General features: G+C 60.4%; 11 protein-coding genes and 1 tRNA gene. 1 reads left to right on the top strand and 11 read right to left on the bottom strand.

The window, feature by feature from the left end; translation table 11 throughout:
• Positions 1 to 26 precede the first annotated feature (26 nt).
• The 11 genes from C811_RS13025 to C811_RS12980 form a co-directional block, all read right to left on the bottom strand.
• Positions 27 to 2,201, bottom strand: a complete 2,175-nt coding sequence (locus C811_RS13025; RefSeq protein WP_016310132.1) for an AAA family ATPase — start codon at positions 2,199 to 2,201, stop codon at positions 27 to 29.
• Positions 2,198 to 3,478 (bottom strand): metallophosphoesterase family protein, encoded by a 1,281-nt coding sequence (locus tag C811_RS13020; protein ID WP_016310131.1) that lies wholly within the window; start codon positions 3,476 to 3,478, stop codon positions 2,198 to 2,200. The genes C811_RS13025 and C811_RS13020 overlap by 4 nt, the downstream gene beginning before the upstream one ends.
• A gap of 3 nt (positions 3,479 to 3,481) precedes the next feature.
• On the bottom strand, positions 3,482 to 4,894 hold the full coding sequence (gene dnaB, locus C811_RS13015) for a replicative DNA helicase (protein ID WP_016310130.1): 1,413 nt from the start codon (positions 4,892 to 4,894) through the stop codon (positions 3,482 to 3,484).
• A 187-nt stretch (positions 4,895 to 5,081) separates the two neighbouring features.
• Positions 5,082 to 5,675 (bottom strand): 50S ribosomal protein L9, encoded by a 594-nt coding sequence (gene rplI, locus C811_RS13010; RefSeq protein WP_016310129.1) that lies wholly within the window; start codon positions 5,673 to 5,675, stop codon positions 5,082 to 5,084.
• A gap of 15 nt (positions 5,676 to 5,690) precedes the next feature.
• Entirely contained in the window at positions 5,691 to 5,951 is a 261-nt protein-coding gene (gene rpsR / locus C811_RS13005; protein WP_016310128.1) for a 30S ribosomal protein S18, read from the bottom strand.
• 20 nt (positions 5,952 to 5,971) lie between these two features.
• On the bottom strand, positions 5,972 to 6,457 hold the full coding sequence (locus tag C811_RS13000; protein WP_016310127.1) for a single-stranded DNA-binding protein: 486 nt from the start codon (positions 6,455 to 6,457) through the stop codon (positions 5,972 to 5,974).
• Between the two features lie 48 nt (positions 6,458 to 6,505).
• A complete protein-coding gene (rpsF, locus tag C811_RS12995) occupies positions 6,506 to 6,799 on the bottom strand; it encodes a 30S ribosomal protein S6 (RefSeq protein WP_016310126.1) in 294 nt (97 codons plus the stop codon).
• Positions 6,800 to 7,142: 343 nt separating this feature from the next.
• A tRNA-Arg gene (locus tag C811_RS12990) sits at positions 7,143 to 7,218 on the bottom strand.
• Between the two features lie 51 nt (positions 7,219 to 7,269).
• Positions 7,270 to 10,437 (bottom strand): hypothetical protein, encoded by a 3,168-nt coding sequence (locus C811_RS12985; RefSeq protein WP_016310125.1) that lies wholly within the window; start codon positions 10,435 to 10,437, stop codon positions 7,270 to 7,272.
• 59 nt (positions 10,438 to 10,496) lie between these two features.
• Entirely contained in the window at positions 10,497 to 11,678 is a 1,182-nt protein-coding gene (locus C811_RS0103960; RefSeq protein ID WP_022926628.1) for a hypothetical protein, read from the bottom strand.
• A 93-nt stretch (positions 11,679 to 11,771) separates the two neighbouring features.
• Entirely contained in the window at positions 11,772 to 14,729 is a 2,958-nt protein-coding gene (locus tag C811_RS12980) for a helicase C-terminal domain-containing protein (RefSeq protein ID WP_016310123.1), read from the bottom strand.
• A gap of 141 nt (positions 14,730 to 14,870) precedes the next feature.
• Here C811_RS12980 and C811_RS0103955 point away from each other — a divergent pair, with 141 nt between their 5' ends.
• Positions 14,871 to 15,509, top strand: a complete 639-nt coding sequence (locus C811_RS0103955) for a hypothetical protein (RefSeq protein ID WP_022926626.1) — start codon at positions 14,871 to 14,873, stop codon at positions 15,507 to 15,509.
• The last annotated feature ends 2 nt before the right edge of the window (positions 15,510 to 15,511 follow it).

Raw genomic sequence — 15,511 nt, 5'->3', positions numbered from 1 at the left:
GGGCGCTCCCCCGACGGAGCAGGCGCTCACAACTCGATGAGCACCGCGGGAGATGAGGCCTGCTTGGCCGCCTTTTTCAATGCCCGAGCCACGCTCTCGTGGCCCGTGAAGAGGATGACCTGACGATGCTGGGATAGCTCAACGAGAGCCCGCGCGGCCCCCAATCGACGACGGTCGTCGAAGTTCACGAGGATATCGTCTGCGAGCACGGGAATGGAGCGGCCGACAGTGGCAGCGCTTGAGAGCAGGGCGATACGCAGAGAGAGGTACAGCTGCTGGCACGTGCCGAGGGATAGATGCGCGGGCGGGCGGACAATGCCGGCGGCGTCGGTCACTTGCAGCGCGCCCTCGGATGTCAGAGACACCTCGACCCAGCGGCCCTCGGTCATCAACGCGAGCAAGCGACTCGCCTGGGCGTACACTTCGGGCTGTTGGGTGGCCTCCCAGGTTGCCAGAGCCGCCTCGAGCATGCGTTTCGCCAGCAGGAGCCGCCCGAAGTCGGTCTTCGCCTCGTCGAGTCGGGTGCACACTTGCTGCACCTCTATTTTGCAGCGATCGAACTCGGTCGAGCGAGCGGCCTGAGAAAGCACGGCCTCCAATTCGCCAGCACGACGGTTCATCTCCTCGAACGCTTCGAGCAGCCCCGCCCGCTGGCGAAGCCGACGATCGTACTCGCCATCCACATCAACCTGCGATGCGTCCGGGGGCAACCCCGCCTGCTCAAGAGCTGCGGCGCGCTCGGCGGCAATCTCGCCGAGGCGATCGGACACCTGGGCCGCGCGCACAATCGCAGCTTGCTGACGCTGACGGCACAGGGCCATAGCCGAGCGCGCATCGCGGGCCTCGTCGAGCAGCACTCGTGCCTGGCGAAGCGAGCCTTCTGCCCGCGAGAGGCCCTCATCGGCCAGCTCATGGGCAACGCGTGTCGCGAACTGGGACTCCTCGGCTTGGCAGGCCTCCATTTTCTTCGCGTCTTGAACCATGACCCATTGGGCATCCTCAAACCGCTGTTTGCGGGCGGAGCCGGCCTTGTCGGGCCGAAACAGCAGCGCAAAACCCGCCACAACCATGATGAAGGCGAACACCGACAGCAGAAACCCGATGGCCATATAGCTCAACGACGCCGTGGCACGACCCTCGATGAACAGGGGAACGCCCAGCAGAAACAGCACTGCGGGCACCACCACGCAAAAGGCCACCTGGATGCGACGCTCGGCCTGTTGGTTGCGGCGATCCTCTTCCTCGTTCACCGTCTCGAGAAGCGCCTCGTACACCGCCGCCGATGACGTGTAGTTGGTGCGCGCCACATCGGTTGCATGGGCAAGCCGCTGCTGCTGGGCCGCCAACACATCCAGCCGATCGCGCAAAGAGCGGTCCTCGTTCCCCGTCATCCGCACAAGACGCTCGTCAAGGCCGCGCTCGTGCTCCTCCAGGGCCGCGGTGGCTTCGTCGCGCGATACGTTCAACCGCTCGATTTCCGCCGTGAGTTTCGTGCGCTCGGCATCAAGAGAGCAGACGGCCGCTTTGGCGGCGGCCAGCGATTCGACAAGCCGCCGGCTTTCCTCAACCCGCTCCGCCATGGCCTCCCGCTCTTCAGTCAGCCCATGCAGCTCCCGATCGTGGGCGCGCCAGCGGTCGGCCTGATCGGAGGCAATCTGCTGCTGCTCGCGCAGAGCGTTGCGCCGCTTAATCAGATGCGGAATCGAGCACTCCCCTTCTGGGGCGGTGAAGGATTCCAGCTGGGTGTTCAAGCGTGCCAGGGCCGCGGCCGGAGACGAGGCGGTTCCCGTGCTCGCAGTCAGCAGCTTCGCAGTCGTATCGGTGCTGTTCCGCAGGCTCCTCAACTCGTCGCTGTCGAGGGAGAACATGGTGTGGAAGGTGTCTTTGTCGATATCCTCCATCAGCTCGACCGCGCCGGTGACGGGCGCATCTTCTCCCTCGCGGGCCAATGTCCGGCCGTCGGAGAACAACAGCGCGCCCGAGCGGTCGCCATATTCCGGTCGGTAATCGTTGCGTGCAAGAGATCCTTTGTCCCACCCGAAGAGGATGCCCCCCACCAGTGAGGCAAGCGTCGTCTTCCCCGACTCGTTTGCACCGAGCACCACGTTGAGCTGCGATCCGAAGGGGCCGACTGTGTAATTATGAAAGGCCCCGAAGTGGCCGAGGCGCAGATATTCTAGGAAAACACGGGGGCCGCTCATCGCTCGTCGCCTCCCTGAGCGAGCAGCTCGAGCACAAGCGAGGATGCCTCCCCTGTTAAACGGCGGGCTTTCTTTTCGGAAAGACTCGCGGTCAGGGGAATTCCCCGCGCGAGAAATTCTTCCTGTAGAAAATCAATCTGACCCGCCACGTCAGAGGCGAACGTCTCGGCCGTCCGAAGGAATACCGCCGGAAACATACCCTCGGCGCGAAGGGCCTCTTCATCGCGCGGCCTCTGCGTGCGGTCGATGAGCTCGTCGCAGTAAAACTCGCTGTAGGAGTCGTTAAGAGACGCCCTCACATCCTCCAGAACCCCCGGCCGCGACAGCACCTCTGAAAGAGGGGTCTCCCCAACTAGAGTGATGTGCGTGACCATCATCTCGCAGGACACGGTGCCATTGACGGCGAAGAGTTCGCGCATCACCTTTTTCACGAGCGATGGGATGTTGGGGCAGTCGGAAACATCTACCTCAGGCTGCTCCCATACGATGGAGGCGGTCGGAACGAATGTAAGCCGAGGGCTCTCGCCAGGCCAAAGCTCTACAACGTACACACCACGCGAACCTGTTTCGCGAATATCGCGGCCCTGCACGCAACCGGAGAACACGACCCGCGGATCGTCCTCGCTGTCCTGATACCGTCGGTGGATATGCCCGAGAGCCCAGTAATCGAAGCCGGCGACGGCCAGGGCAGCCGGGTCGGTGGGGGCCTTCACCGGATCTAGATTGAGCCCCGTGTGGAGCACCCCCACGGCAAAAGAGGCCTCCTCAGCCCGCGAACCCAGGGCGGACAAGGCCGCCTGGCGCGTTAATCCCGCTGCAATGTTCTCGCGGGAAGACCACACCTTGTTCGGATACCCGCGGCCCGCAATGATGGCGACAGGCTTTCCCTCGCGCTCAAAAAGCGCGAAATCAGGTCGATCGGCAGCTAACATCGTCGCCGAAGGGGGCAAGGCGAAGAAATCCTTTTGCCAAACACTCTGAGGATCGTGGTTCCCCGTGCAAAGATACGTGCAAATGCCCTCAGCATCCAGGCGTTGCAAACCGGCGAAGAAACGCACATAGTCGCCATAGGATGCGCGCACCGAGTCGAAGATATCCCCAGCCACGATAACGAAATCGACGCGTCGGGATATCGCCGTCTCGACGACACGCTCCCAGGCGGCGGGTATCGCATCGATGAGCCGCCGCTCCCACTCATCCGAGAGCCCCCGCAGCCCACGAATAGGCGCACCGATATGCAAATCAGCGGCGTGGATGAATGTCAGCTTCTCGCCCACTGGCTAGAAAGACCCGACCCGCGAGTCATCGATGAAGTCCATGAACTTCGTGAATTCAGGATTGAAAGCCAAGTCGATATCGCGAGTGGCACCGTTGCGGTGTTTGGCCACGATGAGCTTCGCCATACCCAGATCGGGACGACTCTCGCTTTCCGCCTCGATCTCGTTCATCGAACGGTCGATGAACATGACGATGTCGGCGTCCTGCTCGATGGAGCCGGAGTCACGCAGGTCCGAGAGCATAGGTCGCTTGTCCTTGCCGCGCTGCTCCACCGCGCGAGAGAGCTGCGAGAGCGCAATAACCGGCATGTTCATCTCCTTCGCAAGGATCTTCAATCCACGGGAGATCTCGCCCACCTGGTCGTTCGTGCTCTTGTTCTTCGTACCCGGACTCGGTTGCATGAGCTGGAGATAGTCCACGACGATCAGGCCCTTCTGCCCCTCCTTGATGCCGTGGAGCTCGCGGCGGGCCTTCGCCCGGGCCTCCAAGATCGTCAGACCCGGCGCGTCGTCGATATAGAAGTCAAGCTGCGAGAGCTTTCCCGAATGCTCGGCCAACGCACCCCAGTCTCCCTCGGCGATGAGTCCGCTGCGCAGCTTCGAGAGCGATACGCGGGCCTCAGAACACAGGATACGCTGCACCAGCTGCTCGGCGCCCATCTCCAACGAGAAGAAGGTGACTGCAACCCCCGCTTTTGCGGCGTTGGTGGCCAGATTCAGTGCGAAGGAGGTCTTTCCCACACCGGGACGAGCTGCCAAGATGACCAGGTCGCCGCCGCGGAAACCATGGATCAGATCATCGACGTCCTTGAAGCCCGTCGGCACGCCAACCATGTGATTCTTCTGATTGGCGAGGATGGTGATTTGCTCGTAGGCCTCATTCACAAGCTCGTCCATTTTGCGGAAGGTGGAGCTCACGCGCTTCTCGGTCACGTTGAGCAACATCTTCTCCGCTTCCTCGACCACCTCGTTCACATCGTCGGGAGCGTCGTAGGCCAGCGCATTAATTTGCGCCGAGGCATAGACCAACTCGCGGAGGATAGCTTGGCGCTTGACGATATCGACATGGCGCTCCCAGCTTGTCAGCGAGAACGTGTTATCAGCCAGTTCGGCAAGATACGCACGACCCCCCACAGCGTCCAACTGACCTTGAGCCTTCAGCGTATCGGCAAGGGAGATGGGATCGACGGGAATGCGACGGTTCACCAGCCCTTGGATTGCCTCGAAGATAATACGGTGTGCCGGGCGGAAGAAGTTCTCCGGCTTGATGCGCATGACCGCTTCCTCAGTCACCTCGTGGTTCAGCAGGCACGCCGCCAGCACCGACTGCTCTGCCTCGATGTTCTGGGGAAGCTGCGCCTGAGGAGCGAGAGGTGCGGGCTCGGGGTGAGATTGGTCGGGGGAGGGAAATGGCATGGGGTGGTTCCTTCTCTTGATGTTTCGTACATTGTAACGTTACTCAGCACGTCCGCGAGGGGTGAAGTGTTTCACGAGAAACAAAATCGGATGGTGCGGCACCCCTCCCCGCATCTTCTCCTCCCCTTACTTTCATAAAAAAATGGCCCTCGCAAGCGAGGGCCATTGAAAGGTCTCGGGGCGAGATCTATTCCTCGATCTCAGTCACCTCGGCCTCGACCGTACCGTCCGCAGCGATCTGGCCATCGACCTCGACGGTCTCGTCAGCGGGGGTCTCGGCAACCTCGAGGGCCTCGTCGAAGGCCTCGACGGCCTCAGCAGACTCCTCGTCCATACCGTCGCCGCCCACGATCACGGTCACATTGCCCTTGATGTCGCGGTAGAGGCCCACGGGAACCTCGTAGGTGCCCACCATCTTGATCGGCTTGCCCAGCTCGACGCGGCGCTTGTCGATCTCGATATCGAGCTGCTCGGCGATAGCGTCGGCCACCATGGGGGCGGTGACAGAACCGAAGAGCACGCCCTCCTCGCCCACCTGGGCAATAACGCGCACAGTGGCGTCGTTGAGCTTGGCCGCCATGGCGTTGGCATCGGCAATGCGGGTCTCTTCGCGCTTGGCGATGTTCTTCTTGCGCTCCTCCAGCTGCTTCAGGTTGCCAGGGGTGGCCTTCACGGCATAACCCTGGGTGAGCAGGAAGTTATTGGCGAATCCACGGGTGACATCGATGACGTCGCCCTCGCCGCCCTTGCCATGGAGCTCCTTCAGGAGAATTACCTTCATAGTTTCCTCCTTCGCCTAGCGATTGCGGCGATCGCCACGACCGCTCACGGCGGGCACAGCATAGGGCATGAGAGCCATAACGCGGGCGCGCTTGACGGCCTCCGCGATGTCGCGCTGGTGCTGGGTGCAGGCACCAGTCACGCGACGGGGCTTGATCTTGCCACGATCGGTAACATACTTGCGCAGCATTTGAGTGTCTTTGTAGTCGACATACTCCACGTCGTCCTTGCAGAATTGGCAATACTTACGACGAGGCTGCTTAGCGTAATCGGCCATGTTAACCTCTTTCGTTTCGCTTAAAACGGAATGTCATCATCGTACACAGAAGAAGAGGCATCAATCACCGGGGCCGCGGGAGCAGCAGCTGCGGGCGCACTGTAAGCCGGAGCCGGGGTGCTGTAGCCCTGATTCCCATAGGTGTCGCCGCCGTAGGACGAACCCCCGCCGTTGCTGTTGCGGCTCGACATGAATTCAATCTCATCAACGATGACCTCCAGCTTGCTTCGCTTCTGGCCATCGCGCTCCCACTGGCTCCACCGCAGTTTGCCCTCAATGGACACCTTCGTGCCCTTGGACAAGTACTGGGACAAGCTGTTGGCTCGGGCACCGAACATAGTGCAGTCCACAAAGTTCGGATAATCCTCCCACTCGCCGGTGGTCGGATTCTTGCGGCGGTCGTTCACCGCCACGCCGAAGCTCAGCACAGCCATGCCGGACTGAGTGTTGCGCAGCTCGGGGTCGCGGGTCAGATTGCCGCTGATGATCACACGGTTGATGCTCATTTCTACCTCTTCTCACAGGGGGCCTCTCCTTGAGAGCCCATTTCCAAACTAGTCGCGATCGGTGCGGGCGACGACCATATGACGCACCACGGCATCATTGATGCGCAGCACGCGGTCGAGCTCGGCGATGCTCTGCGGATCAGCATGGAAATCGATGAGAGTGTAGTCGCCATCAGACAGACCGTTGATCTCATAAGCGAGTTTGCGCTTGCCCCAGTTGTCGACATTGTCCACAACACCGTTGGCCTCGGCCAGCGTGGTCTCGATGCGCTTCATCACGCCAGCGCGCGTCTCGTCATCGATCGTGGGGGCAACAATAAACAGCAGTTCATAAGCCTTCATCAGCTCACCTCCTTTGGACTCTACGACTCCGGGCTGGTGAAGGCAACACCGGAGCAGGAATAGCCTGAATAGTGTATCAGAGCGCCTCCTGCGAAGCCTTCTGCTGTCTCAGTCCACCACGGTAATCACACATTGCTTCGGTCGCAGGAAGACTCTAGCATCGCAAAACCGTCAAACAGTACCCAGGTAGTCCCCCTTGAAGCCGCCCCCGAACCACCGTCTTGTCGCTGTAGAGCCGTCCGCGAACCGTCAGAAAACCTCCCCCGAACCACATTCGAGAGAAGATGCCCCTCGTTTCCTATCAGCAAAAGAGGCAAGGGGGCTCCCTTGCCTCTGGTATACCTGGCGCCCCCGAGAGGACTCGAACCTCCGACGCACGGTTTAGGAAACCGACGCTCTATCCGCTGAGCTACGGGGGCGGATGAGAAGTGATTCTACCATGAAACGCCTCTGCTCCGCGGGAATGCATCCTAGATGTGCTTGAGCAGTTCCATCACGAAATCGCTGTTAAGGGCAAGCTTGTCGGGATCGAGATTCTCAATCACATCATCGGCTTGAGCAAAGAAGGCTGGCTTCTTGCCGTTCATACCAGCGAGATGCATCGCCTGCTGCCCGTGTTTCAGGGCATAGGCTGCGGTACTGTTGCGCCATTCCATCGTCTCCGACGGCACAGCCAGCCCCACGGCCTGTCCGGCTTTTTTAGCCAGGCGCTTCATACGACTCGATGCCTTTTTCGGCAAATACGTGCCTTCCTTCTCGATAAGGGAGAGGGCGCCATCGCCCAGGGCCTCCAAATCGACGATAATGGAGCCCTTGAGCTCGGCGGCATGGGCGTACATGAAAGCGCGCATGCCCCCATTGCCGGCCAACTCGGCTCCAAGCGCCACAAACCACACCTCGATATCGACGCGCTGGCTGTGGAACTGCTCAATCTGATCCTGGGCGCCCTCGGTCTCGAAGACGAAATCAGCGGGAAGACCCTCGGCGAAGGGGCTCACGGGTTCGGAAGGAGCCTCCTCCTCGAATACATCATCGCCAGGCTCTTCCCCCAGGGAGAAGGCACCGCCCTCGTAGCGGCGGCGGCCGCGGGGCTGCTCGTAGCCGAACTCCTGCTCCTCGGAGAAGGCTTCCTCGAAGTAATCAGGCGTGAAGGCGACCGTTTGGTCATTCGGGGCATCTTCCTGGCGGAAGCTTTCCCAGCCGCCACGGGAGGCGCCGACCTGCTGAGCCTCAAAATCATCTTCCACGTTGAGCCACTCTTGGGGCGTGGATTCCTGCACCTGCTCCTTGCGGCGCTTGCGTCCGAACAGGCGACCGAATCGGCTCTTGGGCATTTCCACATAACCTGGGCCGGCCATAGCCCCCGTCTCCGTTACCTGCTCGCGATAAGCGGTGTCATCGATATCTTCCACGTACAAGTCATCGGCTGCGGCGTTCTCCAGCAGCTCGTCCCCAATAGGAGCTGCGGCGCCCGTCGCTCCCATGGAGGAGAAAGACCCCGCAAGGCTGATGCTCCCCGACAGAGAGGGGTCAGCGGGAGTCTGGGCGAGCGAGGGCATTGACCCGCGCAAGGCGGACTCCATCTGAGGCGTCGCGATGGTCGCAGCGGGATCGGCGGCCTGCTGGGCCACCGACGGGACAATGGCGCTCAAATCATGAACGCGGCCGTCGCTAGCGGGACGCTCCTCGGCAAGGGGGGCCGCCTGCTGTCGCTCGTCCATCGAAATGCGCGGCAACTCTTGGGATACCCCGATCTGAGGAAGAGAAATGGCGCGGCGCTTGCGGCCCGAAGGAGCGGGGACCGACTCTTCGCCCGCAGGGCTCCCCTGAACAGCGGGAATGACCAGACGGCGCGAGGCGGGAGCCTCGGATGCAGCATTAGCGGGAGTGGGCACTCCAGAAAGATCGGGAAGGACCTCGGGCACGGCGGACATTGAGCCGGTCAAGGGGCGGCGGCTCTCGCGAACGCTGATGTTGGGATCATCGTCGTGAGGCAGCGAAGCCGGCGGAGCAGACTGAAGCGGCGCGGAGGAAGGAGCGGAAGTCGCGGGTGCGGCGGGGTCGGGCACTCCTCCAATCGAAGCAATTTCGGGATCGCCCGCAATTGCACGAGGTGCCGCGTGGGCGGGCGCAGGGGCCGGCGCGGAGGGCGGAGCAACGGGCGTGGCCGCGGAATCGACTATAAGGGCAGACGCGGACTCATCCGCAGGAGCGGCCACGGACTCCGAGGTGGGTACGGGAGGAGCAGCCTCGCCGATGGAGGGAACGGGCTCCGGCGCCTCGGTGAGAACCTGCTCGGCAACGGTTACGGGAATGACGCCTGTCGGCGTAGCGCCGGCAGCGGCTGAAGCAGCCTGGACCGAGGCCCTCATCCCGCGCATACGCTCGCTCAGCTCGTCGGGAGCGCTTTTTCTCGCCGTCGCGCGGGCGTGTATTTCCTCTTCGGCGTGTTCCAAGGCCGCAGCGTAGCGCGAGCGCTGGGCAGGCTTTTCAACTTTCGGCTTCTTTGCCTGCTCCTGGCCTTTCTTGAACCAATCGGGCACCGAGGGCTCCGGCGCGGACGTCGGAACCATGGAGGGGGCAACAACCGGCTCGGCAACAGTCGCAGCGATGTCGACCACAGGCTCCGCCGTCTCCTCGAAAGACGCATCCTCCTGGATCGTCGCGGGAGCCTCCACCGGAGACGCCGCCGCAGCATCAACCTGCGTTTCCTCAACCGGCTTGCCCGAGAGAGCGGCCACAGCGGCCTTCGCAGCAGCGAGGCGCTGAGCTGCCGATTCCATCGAGGAGCCTAGTTCATCAGTGTTCGAGGGGGCGTTATACACCAGATCGGCCCCTTCCGGTGCCAACCCCGCCGAAACGGCGGCTTCCTCACCGTGGATAGAAGGCTCCTCCATATCAGGCAGATCGCGGGAAGCCATCACCCGAGCGGCTACCTCAATCATGACGGCTACACCCGAAGCGTTGCAGTTGGCACCCTCGTTGTAGTCGGCGAGCTTCTCAAGCACGAACGACACCACCGGGAGAACGGCGAGGAGGGAGAGAACGCCGAGGAGCACGTCGAATGCCACCAACGCGGTTCCCTCGGGAGCCATGAAGAAGCGAATGAGAAGCACAACGGGCATAATCGCCATAGCGGCGAATTCCATCCAATAGATCGCCGGCAACGCAGACACCACCCCGTCGGATAGGTCGCGACGCACTTTGCCGCTATCGTAATTCGCCACAATAACTACCTTGCGGCGGCGGGAAGAGCGATTCGTGGAGCGGAGGGGGACGTACTTCGCCACAACATTCTGGCTCACTCCCCTATTGAGAAAGCGCGAGAGGATCGGTTTCTCGAAAATTTCGGCAGCGATAAGCAGGATGCAGAGGATATCGAGGACGATAGCTGGCACAACCGCCACTGAGAGGAACACAGCCAGGACAGTTACGGCAACAGAAACCCCCGAGAGCAGCGCACGGGGCAGGCCGCTGTCGGGGTTGCATTGGAAATCTTCCATAGTAGTAAGCAGACCCATTTCGTTGGAGAACTGCTCGCTAATATACAGAGCTGCACGCTGCTCCTCTTCGGTACCCGCCGGGCGCGGACCGATCTCCTGGGAGAGATATGCAACATGTTCGTTTAGGTCGGCCATGTCCGATGCCTTTCCTCGTTCTCAGAGGTTGTAGTTGACACAATTATTACTAGTATACGCTATTCATTTACGCTTCCCAAGTAATCACGGAGAAACGTATCAGCATTTCCAGCTTTCACCCGCTCGGCATCGTAGCTTTGCACATTTTCGGCGATTGAGGCGTTATAGAGGTCGACGACCTTCTGAGCCGGATCGTCGCCCATTTTCTCCGCCAAAGCTGCCGCTTCTTCCTCGAGTCGGTTGTACTCAGCGTTGCGCTGCTCAAGCATCTCCTTGTCACGATCGAGGTATGCCTGGTCGGCCATAATCGCAGTATTCTGCGCCTCCTCGCGTTTGGCAGCGTAGTCGATGAGATCCTGCAGATCGAGGGAAGGATACCCCTCATGAGCCTGGGAAAACAGCGAATGAGCTTCGGAGAGGAGGGTTACCGCCTCAGAGGATCGGGCCAGCGAGGCTTTTACGTTCTCCTTGCTCATATCCCTCAGCAAGCTCGTTGCCTCACGAGCGGCGGCGTCAGCGTCGATCAGCTTCTTCCACCCCTTTTGGGTCTGAGCAAAGGCCTCGGTCGCCATCAACGACTCATCGATGATGCCTACACCGGATTCGAGCATGTTCAAACGAGCCCGCGCCGCCGTGATGGCCTGATGGGCGGCTTCCTTGTCCTTGTTGTCCGACAGCGACGGCACGAGCGCCTCCAAAGCCGCGATGGCATCCTCCAACTGCGTGCGAGAGGGAGCAATATCCCCCACAACCGCCCGATAGGACTCCGTAAGCTCTTCGAACGAGGGGGGAGGAGCGGCGGCAGTCGAGGAAAAGCGGTCCTTATCGTATTGCGCCATGACGAGTTTATCGAAGGGGATCAAGGTCTGATCGCATGTGTTCACCACGTTGATCTGGGACATCAGCTGATCGCGAAACGATGTCTGCCGAACATTTACCTGCAGCAAGGTCTGGCTCACCGTAAGAGCGAGGGCGATTACCACACAAACGATGACCACTGCGGTAATAGCCCCAGGAATCTTGCGCTCTATCTGCGGGGAGAACGCCGCGGTCGAAGATTTTTCCCGCCGCTGTGCGGACGCGCCACCTTCTGGAAGAACGATGTGCTGCCCCTTGGTCGGAGTCGAACGAGGCTTCCGAGAAGATCCGAGCGTAAAAAGGGAGATTCCACCCGTCCCCGCCGTGCTCCGACGACGGTCGCGACTCTCCGCATCGCGCGCCTCCCGAGCGGCATCCAGCACGCTGAACGATATCTCATTCGAAGAGCCGTGAGTGTGACTCTTGATATGAAGGGCGTGTTGGGTTTTCTTCCGCGCCATAAGTAACCGCACGCCCTACCGATTCGCCCGCTCGATATCCGCAATGATCTCGGCAGCCGAGCAGAAGCGAATGTTCTGGCTCGGCATCGAGCGCAGAAACGTCTTTCCGTACCCCTTGGTCACCAGGCGTTTGTCAGCCAAAATGAGAATGCCCCTATCGTTTGCTTTGCGTATCAAGCGGCCTGCAGCCTGCTTGGTCTCCAATACCGCTGCGGGCAGTACGTAACGGCGCCAGGCCGCATCGTCACGGGCAGCGCGCTCGCAGGACAGGGGGTCAGTCGGTTTTGCGAAGGGCAGCTTCGGGATGACTACCCCCTTCAGCGTGGCCCCCGGCGCATCAAAGCCCTCCCAGAAACTCTTGAGGGCGAAAAGCGACAGATGCTCATCGGCGATGAAATCATCGCGCAACCCCTTTACCGAAACGCCCCACTTCTGACATACCAGGCGCAGATCGTCCTCTTTAAGGGCTGGCTGCACCTCCTCGAAGCACTTTTCCATTTCGCGACGGTTGGTGAACAACGTGAGCATAGAACCCTGCTGGGCGCGATGGGCTCCTATGAGAAGCTGCTGCAGGGCGGGCAGATATGCCGGGTCGTTCGGTTCGGGCATATCGCTGACAACGTAGATGGTCATCTGATTGTCGAAATCGTAGCTCGATGCAAGCAGAAGCTCGTCGGCCTGGGAATGCTCGCTGGTGTTCAAGCCCATGGCCTGGGCGAAGCTCGTGAACTTCCCGTCAACGGTCAGCGTGGCGGAAGCAAACACCACCGAATTAGTGTTCGCGAACCAGCTCCAATCAAGCTCCTGGCCGACGTTGAGCAGAAGCGCTTCCAGCTTGTTTTGGGACTTGTCATTCTTGCGGTTCAGGTTCGCCGCGTAAACATACTGCTCGGGGCATTGCACGCAGATAATCTCCACCGCCTGGAGAATCTCCTTGAGCTCCATGGCGATAGCGGCGATCTCGCGCTGAACAACGGCAACCCCTTCGATATCGTCCAGATAGCCGACAAGCTCCTGACATGCGGTAACGAGCTTTTCTGCATCGGCGGCCATTTCGCGGGCAGCGCTGGCAACCCCTTGGAACACCGAGGAGGCACGCACGTCGTCGTTAAGCCACAAATCGATGTTCTCATACCCCTTCGAGCGCCGATTGCCCTCAAAGTAAAGCAGATTGGGAAGACTCGCGCAGAATGTCCGCGCGGAATCGGCGAACCTCGCGCCGGCGTTACGCGCTTTAGCCGTCAAACCGTAGAAGAGCGTTGTCGAGGATTCGCTCCCCGTCACAACGACGCTCCGTTCAGCTCGAATAAAAACGTTCCTCCGCGACTCCTCAGATGAAACCCGTCGAGCCAGGGAGAGTATATTCTCCTCCGAGAGCTCCAACGAGAACGCACGACGCGCCTCCTGCTCGGCCCCATGGGCCTCATCCACGATCCAATAGCGAATAGGGGGCAACAGCCCTCCGTCGGCCGCAAGATCGCAAAACAACAGGCTATGGTTGGTCACTACGATATTCGACGCCTCAGCCCGACGGCGGGCACCGTGCACGAAACAGGACGTGCCGAAGAAGGGACATTTTCGACGCAGGCAGTCATGGCTGGTCGTCGTAATAGCCCAACGAGGGAGCAGCCGGAAGTCAATCTTCAAGTTGTCCATATCATCGTAAGCCGTCTGGTTGATAAAGGACAAAAGGCCGGCAAGAGCGGGGGCCTGATGCTTCTCGTCCTTGCCGATCGTGCGCATCCGAGGACCTTCCACAACCGCACGCTCAATCTTGTGCAAGCACGGATAATGGGAGAAACCTTTGAGCGCTGCATAGGTAAACGACGAGCCGAGAGCTTGCTCCAAGGCCGGCAACTCGTGATACATCAGCTGATCGAGCAGAGCGTTGGTCTTGGTAGCCACACCGATGTTGATCTTGTTGTCCCGTGCGGTAATAACTGAGGGAAGCAGATAGGCCATCGACTTCCCCACCCCCGTACCGGCCTCCACCATGAGGTTCTGCGAGCGGGCGAAGGCGCTGCGAACGGCTTCGGCCATGGCGACCTGCTCTTCTCGCTGCTCGTAGTCGGGATACATAGACCCCACCGCCCCGTCGGGAGCGAATGCTTGGGAAACCGTATCGCTTGTGGGGAAGACGAGCGGTTGAGGGACCTCTGAGGCATCGCTCAGAGGACGCAAATCGAGCCGGGCAACCCGCTCGCGTCGAAGAGAGCGCAGGGAAAAGGGGAGGGGCTTTTCACCCTCAGGGGTGTGGATCTGGGCGAAATACTGGAAAACGACAACCGTGGGCCACTGCTCGGGCGTAGCCATCGCGGCAATTTCGCGAAGCAGCTGAGGGGGCATAACGTCTACCGCAGCCAGCAGAATACGCAGCAACGCGCAGGTAGCAGCCACATCCTCGTCGGCACGATGGGTGGAGCGCACCTGCCCGAACGCCTTCACCAAGTCGATGAGTCGATGGGATTTCATACGCGGCAACGCGATGCGAGACAAATCGAGGGAATCGACCCAAGTGTTCTCCAACAGAGGGTACCCCGCCGGATGCTTAGTCGTGAAATTGCGGTCGAACTCGGCGTTGTGAGCCACAACAATAGCATCACCCACGAAGGCCGCCAGTTGCGCGAGAGCCTCGGAGGGGCTGGGGGCGTGTGCCACGTCACTGTCGTGGATGTTTGTAAGATGGGCCACTTCTTCCGGGATAGGCTTACCGGGGTTAACAAACGTCGTGAACCACTCGACGATTTCCCCTCTTTCCACACGAGCAGCGGCAATCTGGGTTAGCTCGTCGTGATTGAGTGAAAACCCGGTCGTTTCGGTATCGAGCACCACGACGTTTTCGTCGAATACGCCGAATTCTCCTTCGCGGGCAAGACGCGGGAGACTTTCGTACAAGGCAACAACGTCCTCGGGGGTTCCGTCGGTAATGAAGTCTTTCAGCTGGCTTTCGAGCGGGGTGGTATCTCGAATCATGATGGTGCCTATCTTCGCGGCTCGCCCTTGGTGCCGAAAAAAAGGAACCTCGTCCATACGAGTGTTCCAAGAGACGCGGGCGTCGGTTATGGTGTGCTCAACAACTCACGGTATTGTATCAGCCCGATCAGAAAGAACGCTATGGAACGCTATTTTGGTACATATCAAACATTTCGAACGGCATCTCGCCAAGAAGCGGCGGCACTTCTCGGCTCTGACAACCTGGTAGGCGACGAATACACCATCGACTGCGTACTCGAGGAAGGCGAGCACAAGGCCTGGATGGTCAACCGCTTTGGAGCGCGCGTCGGACACTTCGACCCCGGCTTTTCCCGCGAGCTGAGCCTGAAAAAGGCCCAGGATATGACATTGGTGGCAATTCTCTCATTTGTGGCATTTTCCGAACAGCCTGAACCGGGCGAATACTGGGGTCAGGCTGCGGTGCTCGGCTACACCCCCCGGGAAAAGGCAGTGTTCGAGCCCTTCGTGCAAGGTATTGCGAACCTTATGGGAAAGGGAATCCGCCCCCAAGTAGACTTCGAGGGGCGTGCAGTCGATCAGATCATCGAAAGCCGGGGGCAGTGGCTTCCCAGCAATCGCGAGCCGATGCCTGAGAAGAGGAAGGGCATGGCCATTCTCAAGCGGAAGCGTTCCTTCACGGATGGACTTGTGGAGCAGGGCCGCAAAGGGAACAAGGGCTGTTATTTTCTCAGCTGGGCCCTCATGCTCGGCCTTGTCGCTCTTATCGTATTCGGCCTGAAGGCATGCGGCGTCTTCTAACA

Source organism: Adlercreutzia caecimuris B7 (assembly GCF_000403355.2).
GTDB lineage: Bacteria > Actinomycetota > Coriobacteriia > Coriobacteriales > Eggerthellaceae > Adlercreutzia > Adlercreutzia caecimuris.
The sequence above is the reverse complement of the archived record's forward strand: the minus strand, read 5'-3'. Positions and strand labels throughout refer to the sequence as shown.